This window comes from Pseudomonas sp. BNK-30 (assembly GCF_047456185.1).
In the GTDB taxonomy this organism is placed as follows: Bacteria; Pseudomonadota; Gammaproteobacteria; order Pseudomonadales; family Pseudomonadaceae; genus Aquipseudomonas; species Aquipseudomonas putida_E.
Genome location: NZ_CP179904.1, coordinates 2701945 through 2728424 on the forward strand (window position 1 = coordinate 2701945; position 26480 = coordinate 2728424).

Genomic DNA, 26480 nt, shown 5'->3' on the forward strand with positions numbered 1-26480 from the left:
AACCTGCCTACGTGACAGACGTTCACGTTTGCACAAGCCCTGCCGATAACAGTTACAACTGCTGACCAGAAAGGAAGCTGGCGATGAACCCGATCACCTCAGTGGTGCGCCTGACCCCTGTCGCCCACATCACCCACCGTGCACCTCAGGTACCAGCCACCCTGCCGACAGAAGCGCCGATGACATCCCCGAGCACGGCGGTAAGCCTTGGCCAGCAAGAAAGCCGCGTCGACACCCAGACCTACACGGCCAAAGGTACCCTCGGTAAAGCGCAGACACAGTATGTGTGGGAGCAGGACGGCATCGACAAACTCAGCATGTACATGCTGAGCGCCATTCAGGCTTCCTCCCCAGCAGCGCGCTTCCAAGGGCTTGGCGCTGCCCTGTTGGAGCAACTGGCGGCCAGCGGTGGCCAGCGTATCTCGCAATCCGGGCTGGCGATCGATGATGGCGCGACAACCGACCCGTTGCTGCTGGCCATGCAGCAGGCCAGGTTGCGCGAACACGCCACCAGCAGCGTCAGCTTCAACCTCACTACCGGCTCAGGCGCCACCGTGACGGTGGGGCTCTACAGCAGCACCAACGGCCTGGCCGTGGATGCCGACGTGCAAGGCGGTACGTTGACCACTGACGAGCTCAAAGGCTTGGCAGCGCTTGCGAACAGCTTCCAGGCTGCCCTCAACGGGCTGACCCAGGAACCACCCAGCCTGCAGCTGGGCGCACTGGTCAAGCTCGACCCGGCGCTGTTCACCGGCTTGCAGTTGAATGCCAAATTGCAGAATGCCGGCGGCGACCAGCAAACCTTCGACCTGCAACTGAACGAAGATTCCCGCAACCTCACACTGCAAGGCGCCAACGGCACGGTCAGGATGAACCTCGACACCCAGGGCGGCGCGCTGCTGGGCAGCCAGGCTCAGCGTCAGGCAGCTGTGGCCAATTACCTGACCCAGTTCGACGCAGCACAAAAGCGCGGCCATGGTGACGCGCAACTGATGGCACTGTTCAAGGATGCCTTCAGCCAGCTCAACAGCGTGGACGATACCAGCAAGCGCCCTGCAGGCCATGACCTGGCGCAGAACACGGCCAGCCGCCTGCTGTTGAGCGGCCTGGCCGACTTCGATGCCGCGATCACGCAGACCGAACAGAAGATCAATCCGATGCGGCCTGAAGAAGTGGACCACTTCGACTACAAGGTTTCGCAATCGACCACTCTGCAAGGCCCGGCAGCGAACCTGGCCGTGGAGCAGGCGCAACAGGCAAGCATGAAAGCCGCCTGGCATGAAGGCTTGAACCCGCTCGTCGGCCTGACCCTGACCCGCGACAACAAAACGCAGAACTACAGCTATCACACGATTGACGACCAATCCCGCAGCAGCACTCGCCTGGCGTTCGCCGACAACGCCCTGGTCGAGGCGACCGCGACTCAAGAGGCCAGCCAGAAAGAGCGCGTGCGCACCTATCAGGAGGGCGTGCTGCAGGACGATACGACCCATAGCGCAGCGGCAGCCCAGTCTCGTGAACTGCTGGACATGCTTGACGAGATGCTCAGCCAGGATCGGGCTGCACGGCGTGCAGGGCTGGCCTCTACGCTGCAAGAGCAAGTGGCTGGCATGGGCCATCTGTGGCGACTGCAGTCGGCTCCTGGGCAGATCACCACGTGAGTCGAGACTGACAGGGCTTATTCACGGCGTTCGAATCACGAGCCCAGGGATGACTCGTGATTTCTGGTCAAAAGACCTTGGCGTTGTGCCGTCTTAATCAAGCCCTGCAAAACTTGCACACTGCTCCCCATTCGAACGAGGTCGGCAGCAGGGCGCCCAAGCTCTGGTTCAACCTCAATCACTCAGCAGGAGCAGCCCCATGAGCATTCCATCCTTCGGCCTTGGCACCTACCGCCTCACCGGCCAGGCCGTCATCGACTCGGTAAAGTCCGCCCTGGCGCTGGGCTACCGCGCCATCGACACCGCGCAGATCTACAAGAACGAAGCCGACGTAGGCCAGGCCATTGCCGAAAGCGGCGTACCGCGCAGCGAGCTGTTCATCACCACCAAGATCTGGGTCGACAACCATGGCGCATACAAGCTTGCCCAAAGCTTGCGCGAGAGCCTTGCCAAGCTGCGTACCGACTACGTCGACCTGCTGCTGATCCACTGGCCAGCCCCAGGCAAGGGCATCGAACTGGCCGAGTACATGACAGCTTTGGCCGAAGCCAAAAAACTCGGCCTGACCCGTCAGATCGGCGTGTCAAACTTCAATATCGAACTCACCCGCCAAGCCATCGAGGTGGTCGGCAAAGACGAAATCGCCACCAACCAGGTCGAGCTCAGCCCCTACCTGCAAAACGCCAAACTGGCTGCCTACCTCAAGGATCAGGGCATCACCCTCACCTCGTACATGACCCTGGCCTACGGCAAAGTGCTGAAGGACCCGGTGCTGGCCGAGATCGCCGCCAAGCACAAGGCCACGGTCGCCCAGGTGGCCCTGGCCTGGGCCATGCAGCAGGGATACGCAGTGATCCCCTCCTCCACCAAGCGCGAGAACCTGGCCAGCAACCTGCTCGCCTGCAGCCTGAGACTGGATGCCGACGACATGGCGCGCATCGCCTCGCTCGAGCGCAATGGCCGTGAAGTCAGCCCGGATGGCCTGGCGCCCGCCTGGGACTGATTACCCGCTGCATGTCGGTACCGGCCTGTTCCTGGCCGGTACCACTGCTCATTGACCTTTGAACCGGAGCTCCTGATGAGCACGCTTTCCCCAAAACGGGTTTTGTTTGCCCTGGCTATCGGCGCCTTCGGCATCGGTACCACCGAATTCACGCCCATGGGCCTGCTGCCGGTAATCGCGCAAGGCGTCGATGTGAGCATCCCCAGCGCGGGCATGCTGATTACCGCCTATGCCATCGGCGTGATGGTCGGTGCGCCGATCATGACCCTGCTGTTCAGCCGCTTTGGCAAACGCGCCGCACTGATGGCGCTGATGGCCATCTTCACCCTCGGCAACCTGCTCTCGGCACTCTCCCCGGACTACTACACCTTGCTCGCCTCGCGGCTGGTCACCAGCCTCAACCACGGTGCCTTCTTCGGCCTGGGCGCAGTGGTCGCCGCCAGCGTGGTCCCCAAGGACAAACAGGCCAGTGCCGTGGCAACGATGTTCATGGGCCTGACCATCGCCAATATCGGCGGCGTACCTGCGGCGACCTGGGTCGGCCAGCAGGTCGGCTGGCGCATGGCCTTTGCCGGTACTGCAGTACTCGGCCTGTTGGCCATGGCCGCCCTGTGGTACGCGCTGCCCAAAGGTGAGCGTGGCAGCGTGCCCCACGTGCGCAAAGAGCTGGCGGTCATCGCCCGCCCCAGCGTGCTGCTGGCGATGGCTACCACCGTGCTTGGCGCCGGTGCCATGTTCACCCTGTACACCTACGTAGCGCCGGTGCTGGCGGAACTGACCGGCGCTTCAAACAGCTTCATCACCCTCGGCTTGGTGCTGATCGGTGTCGGTTTCACCTTGGGCAACAGCCTGGGTGGGCGCCTGGCCGACTGGTCGCTGGACGGCGCTGCGCGCATCTTCCTCGGTGCTCTGGCGCTGATCATGTTGCTGATGCCGCTGCTACTGGGCAGCCACATTGGTGCGGCCGTCGCGCTGCTGGTCTGGGGCGTGTTCACCTTCGCCGTGGTGCCGCCCTTGCAGATGCGCGTCATGACTGCCGCCATCGAGGCACCAGGGCTTGCATCGTCAATCAACGTCGGCGCATTCAACCTTGGCAATGCCGTTGGCGCGGCACTGGGTGGCACGGTGATCAGCCTGGACCTGGGCTATGCCGCAGTGCCCATGGCCGGCGGCGTGCTGGCGGCGGCGGCCCTGGTGCTGGTATGGCTGGGCGGGCGCGGCAAGGCTGTCGACAAGGCCTTGGGCGCCGCGGTTTAGCCGCTGGCGCAAGCGCTGCACTCTTGCAACGGGCGCAATTATGAAGTGCCCGTTGCAGCCATTCCCCCCAATGCCGCTACAGCAGTACTCTCCTCTACGCCAACCACCGCCAAGGAGCCCCCCCATGTCCCGCCCTCCATTGCCTCCCTTTACCCGCGAAAGCGCCATCGAAAAAGTCCGCCTGGCCGAGGATGGCTGGAACAGCCGTGACGCGGCCAAGGTATCGCTGGCATACACCCCCGATACCGTATGGCGTAACCGTGTCGAGTTCCCGCGGGGCCGTGCCGAGGTCCAAGCCTTTCTGGCCCGCAAGTGGAACCATGAACTGGAGTACCGACTGATCAAGGAGTTGTGGGCATTCACCGACAACTGCATTGCGGTGCGCTATGCCTACGAATACCACGACGACAGCGGTCAGTGGTTCCGTGCCTATGGCAACGAAAACTGGGAATTCGCCGCCGATGGCCTGATGCACAATCGCCACTCGAGCATCAACGAGCAGCCTATCGCCGAAGCGGACCGCAAGTTCCGCTGGCCCTTGGGACGTCGCCCGGACGACCATCCGGGGCTCAGCGAACTGGGGCTCTGACCGCCTTGGGGGCAGAGGGTCGATGCGCCTGCTGGCAATGACATCAGGTCGTCCGCGTGTGGATCATGTCGAACGGCTACTGCCAAAAATGCCAGTTTCCGGCTTCTCTCCCTCCCATTACGCTTTTCTGCGCAACGTTCCCACTCCCACAAGGACAGTGCCCATGGAAAAGCGAGCAATTATCATGCTGGTTGCCGGCCTCGCCGGCGCAGCGCCCCACGCACCGGCAGCTGAACTGCCAGGACGCATTGCAACCGTCGAACATCACACTGCAGCGTGTTTTACCCCTGAAACCTCCGTCAACTGTGAAGTATCGGCAGTGGTTGAGAGCAATGGAAAACTGCTCTTGGCCAACGACAAACGCTTGCCTGCCACGGGGGGGCCGGCCCTGTTCACGCTTGACCTTGAGCAGGGCAAAATCAGTGGTGAGCCTGCGGTGCTGCCTGGGGATGCGTTAAAAGAAGCCGATAAATACGAGGCGCTGACGAAGACGCTGGATGGCCGATACATCATCGCCAGCACCGCCTTCAACAAAGCCGGTACCCAACAAGATCCACGTGCTGACACACTCAGCACCCTCTTGTACTGGCCCGTGGACGATCCTGAAGCTGCAAAACCCTTGTCGCCCTCATCACGAGGCGGGGTAACAAGCTCAATTAGACTGCGCAAACAGATCAGCGAAGCCATTGGTGCGCCTTACTTTCAAATCGAAGGCATTACCATGGCGCCGAGCGAACCGGCGCACGAAAAAGCGGCAGATGGCCAACTGATCATCGGCATTCGCAAACAGGGAAACAGCAGTGCTGACTCGTATTTCGGCTTTCTACTTATTTCAGCGCATGTGAAGTTCAATAATGGAACCATGGAGCTTGTGGAGGCGTTCAAAACCATCCAGAACTTCAACCTCCAGGCGCAAGGCAAGACACTCGGGCTATCAGGTATCGAGTATGACCGGTTCAACAAAGACAGACTCTACGCGGTGACCAGCTTCGAGCAGCAATCCGTTGATGCTGCGGGCAAAAAATCCACTGAAATAGGTGGTTTTCTATGGGCCGTACCGTTCACAGCGGGGAAGCCGGGCACGCCCAAACTTCTGACACGCGAAGACGGCAGTGCGCTGGTGTTCAGCAACAAGCCCGAAGGTGTAGAGGTCCTGGATGCGCACCAGATCATCGTTGTTCACGACGATGACCGCGTTGAGGTGACAACCTCCGAGGCAGGCATCAAACGGGGTGATAATGAGTTTGCCTACAGCAAGATCATTTTCCCGTAAACCCACCCTTGGCCTACCCTGACGCCGGGAGGCCTTTTTTGAGGTTTTCACGCCCTTGACGATGTGGGCGGGCGCCGCATTCCATTCGCTATGCCTCCAACGGCGCCCTCAAGCGCCAAAGGCATCAGCACAAACCGCAAAATAAGGTCTACGCTTGCGACAGCGCAGCAGTACGCCTGGCCATCAGTGCCATGCGCTGACGCGCCCTGGCGTGTGGCAGGCTGCCTGCACCCGGCGCCTGCCTCCTGGTACTGTCGAGCCGCCTGCCCCACCCGCTCATCAGCCGGTCATCGCTAAATCGATAAAGTATTGACCCAGAGCGGCACAAGCCGCACCGCAAGCTGCTAGAACACGAGCCTTTCGCATTTGCAAGCAGAGGGAAATTGCCAGACGAGCTTTACAAGCCACGGAACAGTCAATCAAAAGCACCAGAACAAATGCTATTAATTATCATTACTAAAGTTGCACTTCGTTACTCTTTGCAAGAAACATAATTGGCAAAAACGCACGCAATGCCCGAATTTCAAGGCTTTCAGCCAGTTACGAGCGGATTTTGTTCTTAATCCTACGAATAAATTTGCGACAGAAATTTTACTTGCACCGGGTTTACCCATAAAATCAGCGCGATTGATTCAGCTGCGACATTTGGTCACTGCACCTGCGACACCACGTCGCCGCTCTACTTATTTCAGACTGCAGAGCTGGGTCTCTGTATAAGGATCTCTAGCATGTCCGATTCGGCAGGACTCATCGCCCACAACTGGGGCTTTGCCATCTTCCTCCTGGGTGTCGTCGGCCTGTGCGCCTTCATGCTCGGCCTGTCCAGCCTGCTCGGTAGCAAGGCCTGGGGCCGCGCCAAGAACGAACCCTTCGAATCCGGCATGCTGCCCGTCGGCAGCGCCCGCCTGCGCCTTTCCGCCAAATTCTATCTGGTCGCGATGCTGTTCGTGATCTTCGATATCGAAGCCCTCTTTCTCTTTGCATGGTCTGTGTCCGTCCGCGAAAGCGGCTGGACCGGATTCGTCGAAGCGCTCGTTTTCATAGCAATTCTGTTGGCAGGTCTTGTCTACCTTTGGCGCGTCGGGGCACTTGATTGGGCTCCCGAAGGTCGCCGCAAGCGGCAAGCGAAGCTGAAACAATGAGGCTTTGGCAATGCAATACAATCTCACCAGAATCGATCCGGATGCGCCCAACGAGCAGTACCCGGTCGGCGAACGGGAAACCGTTACCGACCAGCTGCTAGAGGACCAGGTCCACAAGAACATCTACATGGGGAAACTCGAAGATGTGCTGCGTGGCGCGGTCAACTGGGGGCGCAAGAACTCCCTCTGGCCGTACAACTTCGGCCTGTCCTGCTGTTACGTGGAAATGACCACGGCCTTCACGGCGCCCCACGACATCGCCCGCTTCGGCGCCGAAGTCATCCGGGCCTCGCCGCGTCAGGCCGACTTCATGGTCATCGCCGGTACCTGCTTCATCAAGATGGCGCCGATCATCCAGCGCCTGTATGAGCAGATGCTCGAACCCAAATGGGTCATCTCCATGGGCTCGTGCGCCAACTCCGGCGGCATGTACGACATCTACTCGGTCGTTCAGGGGGTCGACAAGTTCCTCCCTGTGGACGTCTATGTGCCTGGCTGCCCGCCACGCCCTGAAGCTTTCCTGCAAGGCTTGATGCTGCTGCAGGAGTCGATCGGCCAAGAACGACGCCCGCTTTCCTGGGTCGTTGGTGATCAAGGTATTTACCGTGCCGAGATGCCAGCCCAGAAAGACCTGCGTCGTGAGCAGCGCATTGCCGTAACCAACCTGCGCAGCCCCGACGAAGTCTGATCCAGCGACCTGCCGCCCGCTCCCGAAGGAGCCGGCGGCCTGGCTTCATTCTTAACGTTGACCCAAAGCGACCGAGACCATGACAGCGGACAACGCTATTTTCATTCCGCCTTACAAGGCTGACGACCAGGATGTGGTCGTCGAACTGCACAACCGTTTTGGCGCCGAAGCATTCGTCGCCCAGGAAACCCGCACCGGCATGCCCGTGCTGTGGGTCAAGCGCGCCCAGCTCAAAGAGGTGCTCAGCTTCCTGCGCGGCGTCACCAAGCCATACAGCATGCTGTACGACCTGCACGGTGTCGACGAACGCCTGCGCACACAGCGTCGCGGCCTGCCTGCCGCCGATTTCAGTGTGTTCTACCACCTGATGTCGGTCGAGCGTAACAGCGACGTGATGATCAAGGTGTCGCTCAGCGAAGGCGACCTGAACCTGCCGACCGTGACCGGCATCTGGCCAAACGCCAACTGGTACGAGCGCGAAGTCTGGGACATGTTCGGCATCGACTTTGCCGGCCACCCACACCTGAGCCGCATCATGATGCCGCCGACCTGGGAAGGCCACCCGCTGCGCAAGGACTACCCGGCCCGCGCCACCGAGTTCGACCCCTACAGCCTGACCCTGGCCAAGCAGCAGCTTGAAGAGGAATCGGCACGCTTCAACCCGGAAGCCTGGGGCATGAAGCGTCAGGGCGCCAACGAGGACTACATGTTCCTCAACCTGGGCCCCAACCACCCGTCTGCCCACGGTGCGTTCCGTATCGTCCTGCAGCTGGACGGCGAAGAGATCGTCGACTGCGTACCGGACATCGGCTACCACCACCGTGGTGCCGAGAAGATGGCCGAGCGCCAGTCCTGGCACAGCTTCATCCCCTACACCGACCGTATCGACTACCTGGGCGGGGTGATGAACAACCTGCCGTACGTAATGGCGGTAGAAAAGCTGGCAGGTATTCAGGTGCCGCAGAAGGTCGACGTGATTCGCATCATGCTCGCCGAGTTCTTCCGCATTACCAGCCACCTGCTGTTCCTGGGTACCTACATCCAGGACGTCGGCGCCATGACTCCGGTGTTCTTCACCTTCACCGACCGCCAGCGCGCCTACACCGTGATCGAAGCGATCACCGGTTTCCGCCTGCACCCGGCCTGGTACCGCATCGGCGGCGTCGCTCACGACCTGCCGCGTGGCTGGGACAAGCTGGTCAAGGACTTCGTCGACTGGCTGCCCAAGCGCCTGGACGAATACACCAAGGCTGCCCTGCAGAACAGCATCCTCAAGGGCCGTACCATTGGCGTTGCCGCGTACAACACCAAAGAAGCGCTGGAATGGGGCACCACCGGTGCCGGCCTGCGCGCCACCGGCTGCGACTTCGACCTGCGCAAAGCGCGCCCGTACTCCGGCTACGAGAACTTCGAGTTCGAAGTGCCGCTGGCCCACAACGGCGATGCCTACGATCGCTGCATGGTCCGTGTCGAGGAGATGCGCCAGAGTATCCGCATCATCGACCAGTGCCTGCGCAACATGCCGGAAGGCCCGTACAAGGCGGATCACCCGCTGACCACGCCGCCGCCGAAAGAGCGCACCCTGCAGCACATCGAAACCTTGATCACGCACTTCCTGCAAGTCTCGTGGGGCCCGGTCATGCCGGCCAACGAGTCGTTCCAGATGATCGAAGCGACCAAGGGCATCAACAGTTACTACCTGACGAGCGATGGCGGCACCATGAGCTACCGCACCCGGATCCGCACCCCGAGCTACCCGCACCTGCAGCAGATCCCTTCGGTGATCAAAGGCAGCATGGTCGCGGACCTCATCGCGTACCTGGGCAGTATCGACTTCGTTATGGCTGACGTGGACCGCTAAGCATGAACAGCACGCTTATCCAGACAGACCGTTTCGCCCTGAGCGAAACCGAGCGCTCGGCCATCGAGCACGAGATGCACCACTACGAGGACCCGCGCGCGGCGTCCATCGAAGCCCTGAAGATCGTCCAGAAGGAACGCGGCTGGGTGCCGGACGGCGCCATCTACGCCATCGGCGAAGTGCTCGGCATCCCTGCCAGCGACGTCGAGGGCGTGGCCACCTTCTACAGCCAGATTTTCCGCCAGCCTGTCGGCCGCCACATCATTCGTGTGTGCGACAGCATGGTCTGCTACATCGGCGGCCACGAGTCGGTGGTCAGCCAGATCCAGAGCGAACTGGGCATCGGCCTGGGCCAGACCACCGCGGACGGTCGCTTCACCCTGCTGCCGGTGTGCTGCCTGGGCAACTGCGACAAGGCCCCGGCGCTGATGATCGATGACGATACCTTTGGCGACGTGCAGCCTGCTGGCGTTTCCAAGCTGCTGGAGGGTTACGTATGACCATCACTTCCTTCGGCCCGGCCAACCGCATCGCGCGTTCGGCCGAAACTCACCCGCTGACCTGGCGCCTGCGTGACGACGGCGAGCCGGTATGGCTCGACGAGTACCAGGCCAAGAACGGCTACGCTGCCGCCCGCAAGGCACTGGCAGAAATGTCCGCCGACGACATCGTGCAGAGCGTCAAGGACTCCGGCCTCAAGGGCCGTGGCGGCGCGGGCTTCCCCACTGGCGTGAAGTGGGGCCTGATGCCCAAAGACGAATCCATGAACATCCGCTACCTGCTGTGCAACGCGGACGAAATGGAGCCCAACACCTGGAAAGACCGCATGCTGATGGAGCAACAGCCCCATCTGCTGGTCGAGGGCATGCTGATCAGCGCCCGCGCCCTGAAGGCCTACCGCGGCTACATCTTCCTGCGTGGCGAGTACACCACTGCGGCGAAGAACCTCAACCGCGCCATCGATGAAGCCAAGGCTGCCGGCCTGCTGGGCAAGAACATCCTCGGCTCGGGCTTCGACTTCGAGCTGTTCGTGCACACCGGTGCCGGGCGCTACATCTGCGGTGAAGAAACCGCACTGATCAACTCGCTGGAAGGCCGCCGCGCCAACCCGCGCTCCAAGCCGCCCTTCCCTGCCGCCGTGGGTGTGTGGGGCAAGCCGACGTGCGTGAACAACGTCGAGACCCTGTGCAACGTGCCGGCCATCGTCGCCAACGGCAACGACTGGTACAAGTCGCTGGCCCGCGAAGGCAGCGAGGACCACGGCACCAAGCTGATGGGCTTCTCCGGCAAGGTGAAGAACCCGGGGCTGTGGGAGCTGCCGTTCGGCGTGACCGCCCGTGAGCTGTTCGAAGACTACGCCGGCGGCATGCGCGACGGCTTCAAGCTCAAGTGCTGGCAGCCAGGCGGCGCCGGTACCGGTTTCCTGCTGCCCGAGCACCTCGACGCGCAGATGTACGCCGGCGGCATCGCCAAGGTCGGCACCCGCATGGGTACGGGCCTTGCCATGGCGGTCGACGACAGCGTCAACATGGTTTCGCTGCTGCGCAACATGGAAGAGTTCTTCGCCCGCGAATCGTGCGGCTGGTGCACCCCCTGCCGGGACGGCCTGCCGTGGAGCGTGAAAATGTTGCGTTCCCTGGAAAATGGCCAGGGCCGTGCCGAAGACATCGAGACCCTGCTGGGTCTGGTGAACTTCCTCGGCCCAGGCCGTACCTTCTGCGCTCACGCACCCGGTGCCGTCGAGCCGCTGGGCAGTGCCATCAAATATTTCCGCTCGGAGTTCGAGGCCGGTGTGGCGCCTGAAAGCGCTGGCACCCTGCGCCCGAACCTGGCAAAGCCGATTGTAGTCGGCGCATAAAAAGATAGAACGCGGGTGGTCCGTGCCACCCGCCAGCCTGCAGGCCGGCCCGAACGATTCGCGGCAGGCCGCAGGCTTACAGATTTCCATTAGCCACGCCCGCTCACGCGGGCCAACGAAGAACTTTGAACAATGGCCACTATCCACGTAGACGGCAAAGCGCTCGAAGTCAACGGTGCAGACAACCTGTTACAGGCGTGTCTGTCGCTCGGCCTCGACATCCCCTATTTCTGCTGGCACCCGGCGCTTGGAAGCGTTGGCGCCTGTCGGCAGTGTGCGGTCAAGCAGTACACCGACGAGAACGACACCCGTGGTCGTATCGTCATGTCCTGCATGACCCCTGCCTCCGACGGCACCTGGATTTCCATCGACGATGACGAATCCAAGGCATTTCGCGCCAGCGTCGTCGAATGGCTGATGACCAACCACCCGCACGACTGCCCGGTGTGCGAGGAAGGCGGCCACTGCCACCTGCAGGACATGACGGTAATGACCGGCCACAACGAGCGCCGCTACCGTTTCACCAAGCGTACCCACCAGAACCAGGACCTCGGCCCGTTCATCGCTCACGAGATGAACCGCTGCATCGCCTGCTACCGCTGCGTGCGCTACTACAAGGACTACGCAGGCGGCACCGACCTGGGTGTCTATGGCGCCCACGACAACGTGTACTTCGGCCGCGTTGAAGACGGCGTGCTGGAAAGCGAATTCTCCGGCAACCTGACCGAGGTCTGCCCGACCGGCGTGTTCACCGACAAGACCCACTCCGAGCGCTACAACCGTAAGTGGGACATGCAGTTTGCCCCGAGCATCTGCCACGGCTGCTCCAGCGGCTGCAACATCAGCCCGGGCGAGCGCTACGGCGAGCTGCGCCGGATCGAAAACCGTTTCAACGGTTCGGTCAACCAGTACTTCCTGTGCGACCGTGGCCGCTTCGGTTACGGCTACGTCAACCGCACCGACCGCCCACGCCAGCCACGCCTGGCCGATGGCACCAAACTGGGCCTGGACGCCGCCCTGGACAAGGCCGCCGACCTGCTGCGCGGCCGTACCATCGTAGGTATCGGCTCGCCCCGCGCCAGCCTGGAAAGCAACTACGGCCTGCGCGAGCTGGTCGGTGCCGACTACTTTTACTCGGGTATGGAAGCCGGTGAGCTGGCCCGCGTACGTCTGGCCCTGGACGTGCTGAACAACAGCCCGCTGCCAGTGCCGACTCTGCGCGACATCGAAGACCACGACGCGGTGTTCGTGCTCGGCGAAGACCTGACCCAGACCGCCGCCCGCGTTGCCCTGGCCGTGCGCCAGGCCACCAAAGGCAAGGCTGAAGCCATGGCCGAGGCCATGAAAGTGCAGCCCTGGCTCGACGCCGCGGTGAAGAACATCGGCCAGCACGCGCTGTACCCGCTGTTCATCGCCAGCCTGGCTGAAACCAAGCTGGACGACGTTGCCGAAGAATGCGTGCACGCCGCCCCCGCCGACCTGGCCCGCATCGGTTTCGCTGTGGCCCACGCCATCGACCCGAGTGCCCCGGCCGTTGCAGGCCTGGACGACGAAGCCCTGGCCCTGGCCAAGCGCATCGCCGACGCCCTGGTCGCCGCCAAGCGTCCGCTGGTGGTTGCCGGTACTTCGCTGGCCGACCCGGCGCTGATCGAGGCTGCCGCCAACATCGCCAAGGCCCTGAAGCTGCGCGAGAAAAACGGCTCGCTGAGCCTGGTGGTACCTGAGGCCAACAGCCTCGGCCTGGCCATGCTCGGTGGCGAGTCCGCCGATGCCGCGCTGGATGCGGTCATCAGCGGCAAGGCCGACGCCATCGTGGTGCTGGAAAACGACCTGTACACCCGCGTACCGGCCGCCAAGGTCGATGCCGCCCTGGCAGCTGCGAAGGTCGTGATCGTCGCCGACCACTCCAACACAGCCACCCTGGAGCGCGCCCACCTGGTGCTGCCGGCGGCCTCCTTCGCCGAAGGCGACGGTACCCTGGTCAGCCAGGAAGGCCGTGCCCAGCGCTTCTTCCAGGTGTTCGACCCGCAGTACCTGGACAGCAGCATCCTGGTCCACGAAGGCTGGCGCTGGATGCACGCCCTGCGTGCCACCCTGCTGAACAAGCCGGTCGACTGGACCCAGCTGGACCACGTCACCAGCGCCTGCGCCGAAGCTGCCCCGCAACTGGCCGGCATCGTCAACGCGGCGCCTTCTGCGGCGTTCCGCATCAAGGGCATGAAGCTGGCCCGTGAGCCGCTGCGCTACTCCGGCCGTACCGCGATGCGCGCCAACATCAGCGTGCACGAGCCACGCACCCCGCAGGACAAGGACACCGCGTTCGCCTTCTCCATGGAAGGCTACTCGGGCTCCGCCGAACCGCGCCAGCAGGTGCCGTTCGCCTGGTCGCCGGGCTGGAACTCGCCGCAAGCCTGGAACAAGTTCCAGGACGAGGTCGGTGGCCACCTGCGTGCCGGTGACCCGGGCGTGCGCCTGATCGAATCGCAAGGCGATCGCCTGACCTGGTTCAACACCATTCCGGGCGCCTTCAACCCGGCCCGTGGCACCTGGACCGCAGTACCGTTCTTCCATCTGTTCGGCAGCGAAGAAAGCTCTTCGCGCGCTGCACCGGTTCAAGAGCGCATCCCTGCCGCCTACGTGGCACTGGCCAAGTCCGAGGCCGACCGCCTGGGCGTCAACGAAGGCGCGCTGCTGAGCCTGAACGTGGCCGGTGTGGCCCTGCGCCTGCCGCTGCGCATCAATGAAGAACTGGGCGCTGGCCTGGTCGCGCTGCCCAAAGGCCTGGCCGGCATCCCGCCGGCCATCTTCGGTGCATCCGTCGAAGGTCTGCAGGAGGCAGCACAATGAGCTGGTTCACCCCCGAAGTGATCGATGTGATCATCCAGGTCGTCAAGGCTATCGTGGTGCTGCTGGCCGTAGTGGTCTGCGGCGCCCTGCTCAGCTTCGTCGAGCGCCGCCTGCTGGGCTGGTGGCAGGACCGCTACGGTCCTAACCGCGTCGGCCCGTTCGGCATGTTCCAGATCGCCGCCGACATGCTGAAGATGTTCTTCAAGGAAGACTGGAACCCGCCCTTCGTCGACAAGATGATTTTCACCCTGGCGCCGGTCGTGGCCATGAGCGCGCTGCTGATCGGCTTCTCGATCATCCCGATCACGCCGGGCTGGGGCGTTGCCGACCTGAACATCGGCCTGCTGTTCTTCTTCGCCATGGCCGGCCTGTCGGTCTACGCCGTGCTGTTTGCCGGCTGGTCGTCGAACAACAAGTATGCCCTGCTGGGCAGCTTGCGCGCCTCGGCACAGACCGTGTCGTACGAAGTGTTCCTGGGCCTGGCGCTGATGGGCGTGGTGGTACAGGTGGGCTCGTTCAACATGCGTGACATCGTTGAATACCAGGCCCAGAACCTGTGGTTCATCATTCCGCAGTTCTTCGGCTTCTGCACCTTCTTCATCGCCGGCGTTGCCGTGACTCACCGTCACCCCTTCGACCAGCCAGAAGCGGAACAGGAACTGGCCGACGGCTACCACATCGAGTATGCCGGCATGAAATGGGGCATGTTCTTCGTCGGTGAGTACATCGGCATCATCCTCATCTCGGCGCTGCTGGTGACCCTGTTCTTCGGTGGCTGGCACGGCCCGTTCGGCATCCTGCCGCAAGTGCCGTTCCTGTGGTTCGCGCTGAAAACCGCGTTCTTCATCATGCTGTTCATCTTGCTGCGCGCTTCGATCCCGCGCCCACGCTATGACCAGGTGATGGACTTCAGCTGGAAGTTCTGCCTGCCGCTGACCCTGATCAATTTGCTGGTGACCGCTGCGATCGTGCTTTACAACACGCCAGCCGTCGCGGCCCAGTGAGGATTTGACCCATGTTCAAATATATCGGCGACATCGTTAAGGGCACCGGCACTCAGCTGCGCAGCCTGGCAATGGTGTTCTCCCACGGGTTCCGCAAGCGCGACACCCTGCAGTACCCCGAAGAACCCGTGTACCTGCCGCCGCGCTACCGCGGCCGTATCGTCCTCACTCGCGACCCCGACGGCGAGGAGCGCTGCGTAGCGTGCAACCTCTGCGCGGTGGCCTGCCCGGTCGGCTGCATCTCGCTGCAGAAGGCCGAGACCGAGGACGGCCGCTGGTACCCGGAGTTCTTCCGCATCAACTTCTCGCGCTGCATTTTCTGCGGCCTGTGCGAGGAGGCGTGCCCGACCACCGCAATCCAGCTGACTCCGGATTTCGAAATGGCCGAGTTCAAGCGTCAGGACCTGGTGTACGAAAAAGAAGATCTGCTGATCTCCGGCCCCGGCAAGAACCCTGACTACAACTTCTACCGTGTTGCGGGTATGGCGATCGCTGGCAAGCCGAAAGGCTCTGCACAGAACGAAGCCGAGCCGATCAACGTGAAGAGCTTGCTCCCATAAGGACAGAAAGATGGAATTCGCTTTCTACTTCGCATCCGGGATCGCCGTGGTCTCCACCCTTCGGGTGGTCACTGGCACCAACCCCGTGCACGCCCTGCTCTACCTGATCATTTCGCTGATTTCCGTGGCAATGATCTTCTTCGCCCTGGGTGCGCCGTTCGCCGGCGCCCTGGAAGTGATCGCCTACGCCGGCGCCATCATGGTGCTGTTCGTCTTCGTGGTGATGATGCTCAACCTCGGGCCGGCCTCGGTCGCCCAGGAACGCGGCTGGCTCAAGCCCGGCATATGGGCAGGGCCGGTGATACTCGGCACCCTGCTGCTGCTTGAGCTGCTGTACGTGCTGTTCGTCACCCCGAGCGGGGCCGGCATCAGCGGCACCACCGTGGGCCCGAAAGAAGTGGGCATCAGCCTGTTCGGCCCGTACCTGCTGGTGGTCGAACTGGCCTCGATGCTGCTGCTCGCCGCAGCCGTCACCGCCTTCCACCTGGGCCGCAACGAGGCGAAGGAGTAAATCATGGGTGCTATCCCTCTCGAGCATGGTCTGGCGGTCGCCGGCATCCTGTTCTGCTTAGGTCTGGTTGGCCTGATGGTCCGCCGCAACATCCTCTTCGTGCTCATGAGCCTGGAAGTCATGATGAACGCCTCTGCCCTGGCGTTCGTCGTCGCCGGTGCCCGTTGGGTCCAGCCCGACGGCCAGGTGATGTTCATTCTGGTGATCAGCCTGGCAGCCGCCGAGGCCAGTATCGGCCTGGCGATCCTGCTGCAGCTGTATCGCCGCTTCCACACTCTCGACATCGATGCTGCCAGTGAGATGCGCGGATGAACCTTCTCTTCCTGACTTTCGTCTTCCCCCTGATCGGCTTTTTGCTGCTGTCGTTCTCGCGCGGGCGGTTCTCGGAGAACCTGTCCGCCCTGATCGGCGTCGGCTCGGTCGGCCTCTCGGCCGCCGTGGCGGCCTACGTCATCTGGCAATTCAATGTCGCCCCGCCTGAAGGCGGCGCGTACAGCCAGCTGTTGTGGCAGTGGATGTCGGTGGACGGCTTCGCGCCGAACTTCACCCTGTACCTGGACGGCCTGTCGGTCACCATGCTTGGCGTGGTCACCGGCGTAGGCTTCCTGATCCATCTGTTCGCCTCCTGGTACATGCGTGGCGAAGCCGGTTACTCGCGCTTCTTCTCGTACACCAACCTGTTCATCGCCAGCATGCTGTTCCTGATCCTGGGCGATAACCTGCTGTTCATCTACTTCGGCTGGGAAGGGGTGGGCCTGTGCTCTTACCTGTTGATCGGTTTCTACTACAGCAACCGCAACAACGGTAATGCAGCACTCAAGGCTTTCATTGTCACCCGTATCGGCGACGTGTTCCTGGCCATCGGCCTGTTCATCCTGTTCGTCCAGCTCGGCACCCTGAACGTGCAGGAGCTGCTGGTGCTGGCACCGCAGAAATTCCAGGCGGGCGACACCTGGATGGTCCTGGCAACCCTGATGCTGCTGGGTGGCGCGGTCGGTAAATCGGCCCAGCTGCCGCTGCAGACCTGGCTGGCCGATGCGATGGCAGGCCCTACCCCGGTTTCGGCACTGATCCACGCCGCCACCATGGTGACCGCAGGCGTGTACCTGATCGCCCGTACCAACGGCCTGTTCCTGCTGGCCCCGGACATCCTGCACCTGGTCGGTGTGGTCGGTGGCGTGACCCTGGTGCTGGCCGGTTTCGCCGCGCTGGTGCAGACCGACATCAAGCGTATCCTCGCCTACTCGACCATGAGCCAGATCGGCTACATGTTCCTGGCGCTGGGCGTGGGTGCCTGGGACGCGGCAATCTTCCACCTGATGACCCACGCCTTCTTCAAGGCCCTGCTGTTCCTTGCTTCGGGTGCGGTGATCGTTGCCTGCCACCACGAGCAGAACATCTTCAAGATGGGCGGCCTGTGGAAGAAACTGCCGCTGGCCTACGCCAGCTTCGTGGTCGGTGGTGCCGCCCTGGCCGCCCTGCCGATCCTGACCGTAGGCTTCTACTCCAAGGACGAGATCCTCTGGGAAGCCTTCGCCAGCGGCAATACCGGCCTGCTGTACGCCGGCCTGGTCGGTGCGTTCATGACCTCGCTGTACACCTTCCGCCTGATCTTCATCGCCTTCCACGGCGAAGCCAAGACCCAAGCCCACGCCGGCCACGGCATCAGCCACTGGCTGCCGCTGGGCGTGCTGATCGTGCTGTCGACCTTCGTCGGCGCCTGGATCCACCCACCGCTGGCAGGCGTGCTGCCTGAAAGCGCCGGCCATGCCGGCGGTGAAGCCAAGCACTCGCTGGAGATCGCCTCGGGCGCCATCGCCATCGCCGGTATCCTGCTGTCGGCCCTGCTGTTCCTGGGCAAGCGCCGCTTCGCCAGCGCCGTCGCCAACAGCAGCATCGGCCGCGTCCTTTCGGCCTGGTGGTTCGCCGCCTGGGGCTTCGACTGGATCTACGACAAGCTCTTCGTCAAACCTTACCTGCTGATCAGCCACATCCTGCGCAAGGACCCGGTTGACCGCAGCATCGGCCTGATCCCTCGGATGGCCCGTGGCGGCCACGTCGCCATGAGCAAGACCGAGACCGGCCAGCTGCGCTGGTACACCGCCTCGATCGCCGTCGGCGCCGTGCTGGTACTCGGCGCTGTGGTAGTGGCTGCGGTATGACTATGAATCTTGCGACTTTGCCAAAGGAAACCAACCCGTCATGATTTTGCCTTGGCTGATCCTGATCCCTTTCATCGGCGGCTTCCTGTGCTGGCTGGGTGAGCGCTTCGGCTCCACCCTGCCGCGCTGGATCGCGCTGCTGACCATGTCCCTGCTGCTCGGCATCGGCCTGTGGCTGTGGGGCACCGGCGACTACACCCTGGCCCCTGCACCGGGCGCCGAACCTGCCTGGGCACTCGAATACAAAGTCGAGTGGATCAAGCGCTTCGGCATCAGCATCCACCTGGCCCTCGATGGCCTGTCGCTGCTGATGATCCTGCTCACCGGCCTGCTCGGTGTGCTCTCGGTGCTGTGCTCCTGGAAAGAAATCCAGCGCCACGTCGGCTTCTTCCACCTCAACCTGATGTGGATCCTGGGCGGCGTGGTCGGTGTATTCCTGGCCCTGGACCTGTTCCTGTTCTTCTTCTTCTGGGAAATGATGCTGGTGCCGATGTATTTCCTCATCGCGCTCTGGGGTCACAGCTCGGCAGACGGCAAGAAGACCCGGATCTACGCCGCCACCAAGTTCTTCATCTTCACCCAGGCCAGCGGCCTGATCATGCTGGTGGCGATCCTTGGCCTGGTGCTGGTCAACTACAACACCACCGGCGTGCTCACCTTCAACTACAGCGACCTGCTCAAGGCCGAACTGCCGGCTGGCGTCGAATACCTGCTGATGCTGGGCTTCTTCATCGCCTTCGCGGTGAAGCTGCCGGTGGTGCCGTTCCACTCCTGGCTGCCTGATGCGCACGCCCAGGCACCGACCGCAGGTTCCGTGGACCTGGCGGGCATCTTGCTGAAAACCGCGGCCTATGGCCTGCTGCGCTTCGCCCTGCCGCTGTTCCCGAACGCCTCGGCCGAGTTTGCCCCGATCGCCATGACCCTGGGCCTGATCGGTATCTTCTACGGTGCCTTCCTGGCCTTCGCGCAAACCGACATCAAGCGCCTGATCGCCTTCTCCAGCGTCTCGCACATGGGCTTCGTGCTGATCGGCATCTACTCCGGCAGCCAGCAGGCCCTGCAAGGCGCGGTGATCCAGATGCTGGCCCACGGCCTGTCGGCTGCCGCGCTGTTCATCCTGTCCGGCCAGTTGTACGAGCGCCTGCACACCCGTGACATGCGTCAGATGGGTGGTCTGTGGCACCGCATTGCCTACCTGCCCGCCATCAGCCTGTTCTTCGCCGCTGCATCGCTGGGCCTGCCAGGCACCGGCAACTTCGTCGGCGAGTTCCTGATCCTGATCGGCAGCTTCGCCAGCGTGCCATGGATCACCGTGATCGCAACCACCGGCCTGGTCTTCGGCTCGGTCTACTCGCTGATCATGATCCACCGTGCCTACTTCGGTCCAAGCAAGAGCGACACCGTGCTGGCCGGTATGGACGGCCGCGAGCTGATCATGGTGCTGGGCCTTGCGGTGCTGCTGATCGTGCTTGGTGTGTACCCGCAGCCGTTCCTCGACACTTCTGCCGCCACCATGAGCGGTGTGCAGCAGTGGCTTGGCTCCGCTTTCACTCAACTCGCTTCGGCCCGGTAAGAGCGCTATGGAATTCACCACTCAACACTTCATCGCATTGGCGCCGATGCTGATCACCACCATCACCACGGTGGTGGTGATGCTGGCGATCGCCTGGAAGCGCAACCACTCGCAGACCTTCCTGTTGTCCACCGTGGGCCTGAACCTGGCCCTGCTGTCGATCCTGCCGGCGCTGAAGGTCGCGCCGCTGGCGGTCACTTCGCTAATCACCATCGACAAGTTCGCCTGCCTGTACATGGCCATCGTACTGGTGGCCACGCTGGCCTGCGTCACACTGGCTCACGCCTATCTCGGTGAAGGCTCCAAGGGCTTCCCCGGCAACCGTGAAGAACTCTACCTGCTGCTGTTGATGTCGGCCCTCGGTGGCCTGGTGCTGGTCAGTGCCAACCACCTGGCCGGCCTGTTCATCGGCCTGGAGCTGCTGTCGGTGCCGGTCTACGGCCTGGTGGCGTACGCCTTCTTCAACAAGCGTTCGCTGGAAGCCGGTATCAAGTACATGGTGCTGTCGGCCGCAGGCTCGGCCTTCCTGCTGTTCGGCATGGCGCTGTTGTATGCCGATGCCGGTAGCCTGAGCTTCGACCAGATCGGCAAAGCCCTGGCCGCCACCAGCATGCCAAGCCTGGTGGCTCAGCTGGGCCTGGGCATGATGCTGGTCGGCCTGGCCTTCAAGCTGTCGCTGGTACCTTTCCACCTGTGGACCCCGGACGTGTACGAAGGCGCCCCGGCGCCAGTCGCCGCGTTCCTGGCCACCGCGAGCAAGGTCGCGGTGTTCGCCGTGGTCGTACGCCTGTTCATGCTCTCCCCTGCTGCCAGCAGCGGCGTGCTGAGCACCGTTCTGGCGGTGATCGCAGTCGCCTCGATCCTGGTCGGTAACCTGCTGGCGCTGACCCAGAGCAACCTCAAGCGTCTGCTCGGTTACTCGTCCATCGCCCACTTCGGCTACCTGCTCATCGCCCTGATCGCCAGCAAGGGCCTGGCCATGGAAGCGATGGGCGTATACCTGGTCACCTACGTGATCACCAGCCTGGGTGCGTTCGGTGTCATCACCCTGATGTCCTCGCCTTACGGCGGCCGTGACGCCGATGCCCTGTACGAGTACCGCGGCCTGTTCTGGCGCCGCCCGTACCTGACGGCAGTGCTGACCGTGATGATGTTGTCGCTGGCCGGTATCCCGCTGACCGCTGGCTTCATCGGCAAGTTCTACATCATCGCCACTGGCGTCGAGTCGCACCTGTGGTGGCTGGTCGGTGCCCTGGTGATCGGTAGCGCCATCGGCGTTTACTACTACCTGCGTGTGATGGTCACCCTGTACCTGGTCGAGCCGAACCTGCGCCGCCACGATGCGCCGCTGAAGTGGGAACAGCGCACTGGCGGCGTCATGCTGCTGGCGATCGCCATTCTCGCCTTCGTACTGGGTGTCTACCCGCAGCCGTTGCTGGAAATGGTCCAGCAGGCTGGCCTGCAACTGATCGGCTGATCGAACAGGCAATAGCAAACACCCCGCTCATGCGGGGTGTTTTTTTATCTGCGCTGCAAACCGTGCCGGCTACGCTACCGTTCCGCTTGCCTGCCTGACGCAACATCGTCACTGCGGCGCAGTGCCGTCCTGCGTAAATCACTGCTGGCCGATGGCAAGTACACATCCGGATTAGGCATTCCACTGGGTGACAGTTCATGGGTCATTTCGAACTCGGCCCTCACCGACCAGCCACACGCCTCCGTGGTGCATTGCAAATAGGCCACTCTAAGGAAAATATGGCGACCTTCGCTGGTGCGTATGCGCATCCGGCTATGGCAGTGAGGGCAGACCAGTTTGTAAGTACTCACGGTAGATACCTGTTAAGGCCGAGCAATGGCAGAAGCTGTAAGGTTGATCGTCCATTTGTGTCAGTATTGCCTACTGTATAAGAAAGGCTTTTCATCAAACTGCTGTTCATGCCGATAAAGTTCCTCATATTGCAGGGTTATTATTCATAACGAGTAGTTTAAGCCCAGGGAATGTCATTAAACCAGCAATGGATATCTGTTATGAGTAGCCGTTTTTTCGCCTCGGTGCTGGCCCGCCTCAAGCAACTTACCCAGTCCGAAAGCGACGCTCAGCTGGCCCGAGCGCTTGGTATAAGCCCGCAGACACTGAGCAGCTGGAAGGTACGCGAGAGCATTCCATACTCATTATGCGTAGATATGGCCCGGCAGCATGCCTGCTCGCTGGACTGGCTGCTGATGGGTGAGCGCGAGCGTACCTTGCACACAGGTGAAAGCTGGGAAGATGACATCCTCGAACGTTTGCGCAGCCTTTCATTCGCCGACCGCGAGGCCACGCTGCTGTACATCAAGGACAAACAGCGCATCCAGGAGCTGGAGAAGAAACTGGATGCACTTGCCTACCGTGTGCCGGATACCTCCGAAGGCTAACTGCGCCGGCGCCAACGCTGCACGATTTCCCGAAGGTCCACCGAGTCCAGCCACACCATGACCTTGAGGCTGATCGGGACCACCACGACCGCCGCCACGAAAGCAGCCATGCCCCGCGAAAGCATGGGGGCCAAAGCTTGCAACAGCGGCTCGAACAGGTAGCCCACGCCAACGGTGAGAAGGGCCAGCAAGGCTTGCTTGCCCAACGTAAGCCGCTTGCGCGAAACGATGACCAGCCGATCACGTGCCGCGCTGACCAGTAAAGCGCCCAACACTGCACCGAAAAGCACCCGCCCGTCGCGCTCGAGCCACTCCACAACGCAGGACAGGGCACCATCAATCAATGCGACTTCACTCATGAGTGCCTCACTGCTCTGCAAGCATGCCGTAGCGAATGGCCTTGATCACGGCGGCGACCCGCGTGGATACATCGAATTTGCGCATGATGTTGCCCACATGGAAATTTACCGTCGACTCCTGGCACTGCAGGATCCGACCGATTTCCCACGAACTCTTGCCATAGGCACACCACAGCAATACCTGCTGCTCTCTGGGGGTCAGGCGAATAGGCGTATCCGCATGGCTATCTTCGATCTGTTGCGTGTTGGCACTCATCACCGAACTCCAAAAAATCATCGCCAGTTCACGTCAGCTATCAGGCTGACGCGGTAGGACTCCACCTTACGAATCCCAAAACACGTGTTCCATTCATACGGTTTGTAAATCGCCGTCCTACACACCCGTCCTCAAATGGCTGCTTTCAATTAAGTGAAACTCTCCGTGCTCTGCACGGCGTTTCGCTCGTCACAACGCCGTTGCCTGCCCTTTTCACCTGGAGTTGTACGATGCGCCCCGTGTTGCCCCCCTCACCTTGCCTTGGCCTTGTGGCCCTTTTCACAGTCGCCCAGCACGCGTCAGCTGCACCTGCGGTCGAACTGGGCGAAGTGCTGATCAGTGACGAAGCACATAGCGAACTGGAAGACGCCCGCGCGCGCCTGCAGGCAGTACCCGGCGCCAGCAACCTGGTGGACATGCAGCGTGTGGGGCTAGGACGGGTGGCCAGCAACCAGGACGTGCTGGCCTACCAGCCTGGGGTGTTCGCACAGTCTGCAGGTAACGATGGCATCAAGCTGTCCATCCGCGGGTCAGGCATCAACCGTGCGCCCGGAGCCCACGGTTCAGGGGTGTACACGATGTTCGACGGCCTGCCGCTGACCGGCCCGGGCGGTACACCTTACGAGCTGTTCGAGCCGCTGTGGCTGAGCCGCGCCGAAGTGCTGAGAGGGGCCAACGGTTTCGATCAGGGCGCGCTGGCACTGGGTGGCGCAATCAACTATGTGACGCCTACCGGTTACGACGCCGCGCCATTGCAGGTGCGGTACGAGGCCGGCAGCCGCGGCTATCAGCACAGGCACGTCAGCTCGGGTCAGGTATTGGGCAACCTCGACTACTACGTGGCCCTCACCGATTCGGAATACGACGGCTACCAGGCGCACAGCAGCGGCAGCGCCAAAGGCATCGCCGCCAACGTGGGTTATCGTTTCAACCCCAACCTGGAAACGCGCTTCTACCTGCGCTACCGGGAAACCGAGAATGAGTTGGCCGGGCGCCTGACCAAGGACCAGATCAAGCACGACCCGCGTGCCGCAAACGCCGCCTACCTGGCGCGCGACGACAGCCGGCCGCAACCGGGCAGTACCTGGGTGGCCAACAAGACCACCTTCTACCTTGAGGACGATGCCCGGGTGGAAGCCGGGCTGGTGTACCACGACTTCCCCATGGACCTGCGCGAAGGCCCGATGCGCCTGAAGGTCGCCTACACCGATGTCAGCGGCACCCTGAACTACATGCGCCGCGACACCTTGCTGGGCCATCAGAGCAACACCACCGTGGGCTGGCGAACCACCAAGCACCTGCCCAACAGCGGCGCCTCGCAATTTGCCCGTACCACTGGCGACAACTTCGGCGCACGCAGCCGCGACTTCAGCTATCAGGGGTCGGATACTGTCCTGCATGTCGGCAACGATCTGGAGCTGATCCCAGACCTGTGGCTGACCACTGGCCTGGCGATGATCTATACCCGCCGTGAAAGCGCAGTCACCTATCCACAGAACGGTGGCAAGGTCAGCCAGCATGACTGGGACTACGCACCGCGCCTGGGCCTGCGCTACGACATCAACCCGCAACTGCAGGTGTATGGCAACCTGAGCCGGTCCGTCGAGCCACCCCACCCATGGTCACTGATCTGGAGCTCCACGGTCGCCACGCAGCCGATCGAACTGCAAAACCAGACAGCCACCACGCTGGAACTGGGCGCGCGCGGCGATTCGGCCCTGGGCCGCTGGGACCTGGCCTGGTACTACTCGCAAGTGCGCCATGAACTGTTGGCCGTTGAAATCGAGGCAGGCCTCCCGGCCAAGGAGGTCAATGCCAGCGCCACCGTGCACCAGGGCGTCGAAGCCGGCCTGGACAGCACCCTCTGGGAGCACCCTGGCACTGGCAAGCTCAGCTTGCGCCAGGCCTACACGTTCAGTGATTTCCACTACCGGGACGATGACACCTTCGGCGACAACCGCCTGCCTGGCATTCCCATGCATTACTACCAGGCCGAACTGCGCTACGACTGGCCAAGCGGCTTCCATGCCGGGGTCAACACGCAGATGGCGTCCAAGGTGCAAGTCGATTACGCCAACAGTTACCACGCCGACGCCTACGCCCTGCTCGGTGCGCGCCTGGGCTGGGACTCGCCGAAACAGGACTGGCAGACCTGGCTGGACCTGCGCAACCTGACCAACAAGCGCTATGCGGCGACGGTAACGCCGGGGTACGACGATGCAGGGCAAGACATTGCCCGGTCGACGCCAGGGGAAGGGTTTGGCGTATACGCCGGGGTTTCGTACAGCTTGCGTTGAAACGCTGCAAGGGCTGCGTGGCAGCCCCTATTGAGGCAACTGCACCTGCGGCTTGGTCGCGGCGAAAATCCCCCAGCTCGACATGAACAGCGCCGCGATCAGCGGCCCGATCACAAACCCGTTGAGCCCGAATACGGCCAACCCACCCAAGGTGGACACCAGGATCAGGTAGTCGGGCATACGCGTATCCTTGCCCACCAGGATCGGCCGCAGCAGGTTGTCCACCAGGCCAATCACCAGCACGCCAAACGCGGTCAGGATCACCCCTTGCAAGATCGCCCCGGTCAACAGGAAATACGCCGCCACCGGCGCCCAGACGATCCCCGCGCCCACTGCCGGCAGCAGTGACAGAAACGCCATCATCACCGCCCAGACCAGCGCGCTGGGAATATCCAGCACCCAGAAGATGAAACCACCCAAGGCGCCTTGGGTGATCGCCACCAGCACATTGCCCTTCACCGTGGCGCGCACCACACGGTTGAACTTCAACTGCAGGCGGCGCTTCTGGTGCTCTGGCAGCGGCACGGCCAGGCGTACCCGCCGCGCCACGTCCGCGCCCTCACGCAGAAAGAAGAACAACAGGTAAAGCATGATGCCGAAACTGATCAGAAACTCGAAGGTGCCCTGGCCGAAACTGAAGGCCTGGGTGGCCAGCATCTCGCTGCCCTGGGTGGCCCATTTGGTGATCTTGTCGCGCAGCCCCTCCAGGTTGCCCATGCCCATGCTGTCCAGGCTGTGCTGCATGAAAGGCGGCAGCATGTTCATGCCGCGCTCGACATAGCCGGCGATATCCAGCTGCCCGCTCTCGATCCGCTGGTAAAGGGTGGCGCCCTCCTGCACCAGCAAGGCGCTGGTGATGATCACTGGCAAAATGGCCACCAACAGGCAAATCAGCAAGGTGGTCGCCGCCGCCAGGTTACGCCGCCTGCCAAAGCGCATCAGCAGGTTTCGCTGCAGCGGCGCGAACAGGATGCCGAGGATCACCGCCCAGAAGATGGCGCCATAGTACGGCAGCAGGATCCAGCCGAAGGCAATGGTCACCAGCGCCAGCAATACTGCCAGGGCCTTGTTCTGCAAAGCGGTTTGGTTCATGGCGGTTCCTCGTGAGTGCTGAACATTAGTGCACACCACTTTGGTAAAAGTGCCATGCCCACCTTGATTCAA

General features: G+C 62.3%; 24 protein-coding genes. 20 read left to right on the forward strand and 4 right to left on the reverse strand.

Features of this window, described 5'->3' with window-relative positions; all coding sequences use genetic code 11:
• Positions 1-83 precede the first annotated feature (83 nt).
• The 18 genes from ACMGGN_RS12675 to nuoN all read left to right on the forward strand — a co-directional run bounded on the left by ACMGGN_RS12675 (position 84) and on the right by nuoN (position 21466).
• Positions 84-1661: a hypothetical protein gene (locus tag ACMGGN_RS12675; protein ID WP_119688651.1), complete on the forward strand. Its 1578-nt coding sequence runs from the start codon at positions 84-86 to the stop codon at positions 1659-1661.
• A gap of 199 nt (positions 1662-1860) precedes the next feature.
• Entirely contained in the window at positions 1861-2664 is an 804-nt protein-coding gene (dkgB, locus tag ACMGGN_RS12680) for a 2,5-didehydrogluconate reductase DkgB (RefSeq protein ID WP_174141647.1), read from the forward strand.
• Positions 2665-2739: 75 nt separating this feature from the next.
• Positions 2740-3921 carry an MFS transporter gene (locus tag ACMGGN_RS12685; RefSeq protein ID WP_115275301.1) on the forward strand — a complete coding sequence of 394 codons (1182 nt, stop codon included), beginning with the start codon at positions 2740-2742 and terminating at the stop codon, positions 3919-3921.
• Between the two features lie 124 nt (positions 3922-4045).
• A complete protein-coding gene (locus tag ACMGGN_RS12690; protein ID WP_414156818.1) occupies positions 4046-4510 on the forward strand; it encodes a DUF1348 family protein in 465 nt (154 codons plus the stop codon).
• A gap of 163 nt (positions 4511-4673) precedes the next feature.
• On the forward strand, positions 4674-5783 hold the full coding sequence (locus tag ACMGGN_RS12695; RefSeq protein ID WP_196997822.1) for a hypothetical protein: 1110 nt from the start codon (positions 4674-4676) through the stop codon (positions 5781-5783).
• A gap of 728 nt (positions 5784-6511) precedes the next feature.
• Positions 6512-6925: an NADH-quinone oxidoreductase subunit A gene (locus ACMGGN_RS12700; protein WP_003251427.1), complete on the forward strand. Its 414-nt coding sequence runs from the start codon at positions 6512-6514 to the stop codon at positions 6923-6925.
• Positions 6926-6935: 10 nt separating this feature from the next.
• Positions 6936-7613: a NuoB/complex I 20 kDa subunit family protein gene (locus ACMGGN_RS12705; protein WP_012313769.1), complete on the forward strand. Its 678-nt coding sequence runs from the start codon at positions 6936-6938 to the stop codon at positions 7611-7613.
• Between the two features lie 79 nt (positions 7614-7692).
• Positions 7693-9474, forward strand: coding sequence for an NADH-quinone oxidoreductase subunit C/D (gene nuoC, locus ACMGGN_RS12710; RefSeq protein ID WP_115275302.1), 1782 nt, complete (start codon positions 7693-7695; stop codon positions 9472-9474).
• Positions 9475-9476: 2 nt separating this feature from the next.
• A complete protein-coding gene (nuoE, locus tag ACMGGN_RS12715; RefSeq protein WP_012313767.1) occupies positions 9477-9974 on the forward strand; it encodes an NADH-quinone oxidoreductase subunit NuoE in 498 nt (165 codons plus the stop codon).
• Positions 9971-11332: an NADH-quinone oxidoreductase subunit NuoF gene (gene nuoF / locus ACMGGN_RS12720; protein WP_039602696.1), complete on the forward strand. Its 1362-nt coding sequence runs from the start codon at positions 9971-9973 to the stop codon at positions 11330-11332. The genes nuoE and nuoF overlap by 4 nt, the downstream gene beginning before the upstream one ends.
• Before the next feature lie 132 nt (positions 11333-11464).
• The gene (gene nuoG, locus ACMGGN_RS12725; protein ID WP_046787245.1) at positions 11465-14179 is read left to right on the forward strand and encodes an NADH-quinone oxidoreductase subunit NuoG; all 2715 of its coding nucleotides are present in this window, start codon (positions 11465-11467) and stop codon (positions 14177-14179) included.
• Positions 14176-15183 carry an NADH-quinone oxidoreductase subunit NuoH gene (nuoH, locus tag ACMGGN_RS12730; protein WP_012273297.1) on the forward strand — a complete coding sequence of 336 codons (1008 nt, stop codon included), beginning with the start codon at positions 14176-14178 and terminating at the stop codon, positions 15181-15183. Before nuoG ends, nuoH begins: the two co-directional genes overlap by 4 nt.
• Positions 15184-15194: 11 nt before the next feature.
• Positions 15195-15743 (forward strand): NADH-quinone oxidoreductase subunit NuoI, encoded by a 549-nt coding sequence (gene nuoI, locus ACMGGN_RS12735; protein ID WP_003251442.1) that lies wholly within the window; start codon positions 15195-15197, stop codon positions 15741-15743.
• Positions 15744-15753: 10 nt separating this feature from the next.
• The gene (gene nuoJ, locus ACMGGN_RS12740) at positions 15754-16254 is read left to right on the forward strand and encodes an NADH-quinone oxidoreductase subunit J (RefSeq protein ID WP_012313764.1); all 501 of its coding nucleotides are present in this window, start codon (positions 15754-15756) and stop codon (positions 16252-16254) included.
• Between the two features lie 3 nt (positions 16255-16257).
• Complete coding sequence (gene nuoK / locus ACMGGN_RS12745) at positions 16258-16566, forward strand: NADH-quinone oxidoreductase subunit NuoK (protein WP_003251446.1); 309 nt, start codon at positions 16258-16260, stop codon at positions 16564-16566.
• A complete protein-coding gene (nuoL, locus tag ACMGGN_RS12750) occupies positions 16563-18416 on the forward strand; it encodes an NADH-quinone oxidoreductase subunit L (protein WP_046787246.1) in 1854 nt (617 codons plus the stop codon). Before nuoK ends, nuoL begins: the two co-directional genes overlap by 4 nt.
• A gap of 40 nt (positions 18417-18456) precedes the next feature.
• Positions 18457-19989 carry an NADH-quinone oxidoreductase subunit M gene (gene nuoM / locus ACMGGN_RS12755; protein ID WP_046787247.1) on the forward strand — a complete coding sequence of 511 codons (1533 nt, stop codon included), beginning with the start codon at positions 18457-18459 and terminating at the stop codon, positions 19987-19989.
• Between the two features lie 7 nt (positions 19990-19996).
• Entirely contained in the window at positions 19997-21466 is a 1470-nt protein-coding gene (gene nuoN, locus ACMGGN_RS12760) for an NADH-quinone oxidoreductase subunit NuoN (RefSeq protein WP_115275303.1), read from the forward strand.
• A 74-nt stretch (positions 21467-21540) separates the two neighbouring features.
• Here nuoN and ACMGGN_RS12765 read toward each other — a convergent pair whose 3' ends face one another.
• Positions 21541-21816: an ogr/Delta-like zinc finger family protein gene (locus ACMGGN_RS12765; protein WP_080952154.1), complete on the reverse strand. Its 276-nt coding sequence runs from the start codon at positions 21814-21816 to the stop codon at positions 21541-21543.
• A gap of 201 nt (positions 21817-22017) precedes the next feature.
• On the opposite strand from ACMGGN_RS12765, the gene ACMGGN_RS12770 reads away from it, so the two are divergent.
• Positions 22018-22404: a helix-turn-helix domain-containing protein gene (locus ACMGGN_RS12770; RefSeq protein WP_119688649.1), complete on the forward strand. Its 387-nt coding sequence runs from the start codon at positions 22018-22020 to the stop codon at positions 22402-22404.
• Here ACMGGN_RS12770 and ACMGGN_RS12775 read toward each other — a convergent pair.
• Positions 22401-22763, reverse strand: coding sequence for a hypothetical protein (locus ACMGGN_RS12775; protein WP_196997821.1), 363 nt, complete (start codon positions 22761-22763; stop codon positions 22401-22403). The two genes, ACMGGN_RS12770 and ACMGGN_RS12775, sit on opposite strands and share 4 nt — an antisense overlap.
• A gap of 7 nt (positions 22764-22770) precedes the next feature.
• Positions 22771-23019 (reverse strand): response regulator transcription factor, encoded by a 249-nt coding sequence (locus tag ACMGGN_RS12780; RefSeq protein WP_119688648.1) that lies wholly within the window; start codon positions 23017-23019, stop codon positions 22771-22773.
• Positions 23020-23249: 230 nt separating this feature from the next.
• Between ACMGGN_RS12780 and ACMGGN_RS12785 the strand changes: the two genes are divergently transcribed.
• Positions 23250-25316, forward strand: a complete 2067-nt coding sequence (locus ACMGGN_RS12785) for a TonB-dependent receptor family protein (RefSeq protein ID WP_119688647.1) — start codon at positions 23250-23252, stop codon at positions 25314-25316.
• A 27-nt stretch (positions 25317-25343) separates the two neighbouring features.
• Here the strand turns inward: ACMGGN_RS12785 and ACMGGN_RS12790 are convergent, their stop codons facing one another.
• Complete coding sequence (locus tag ACMGGN_RS12790; protein ID WP_046787253.1) at positions 25344-26408, reverse strand: AI-2E family transporter; 1065 nt, start codon at positions 26406-26408, stop codon at positions 25344-25346.
• Positions 26409-26480: the final 72 nt, after the last annotated feature.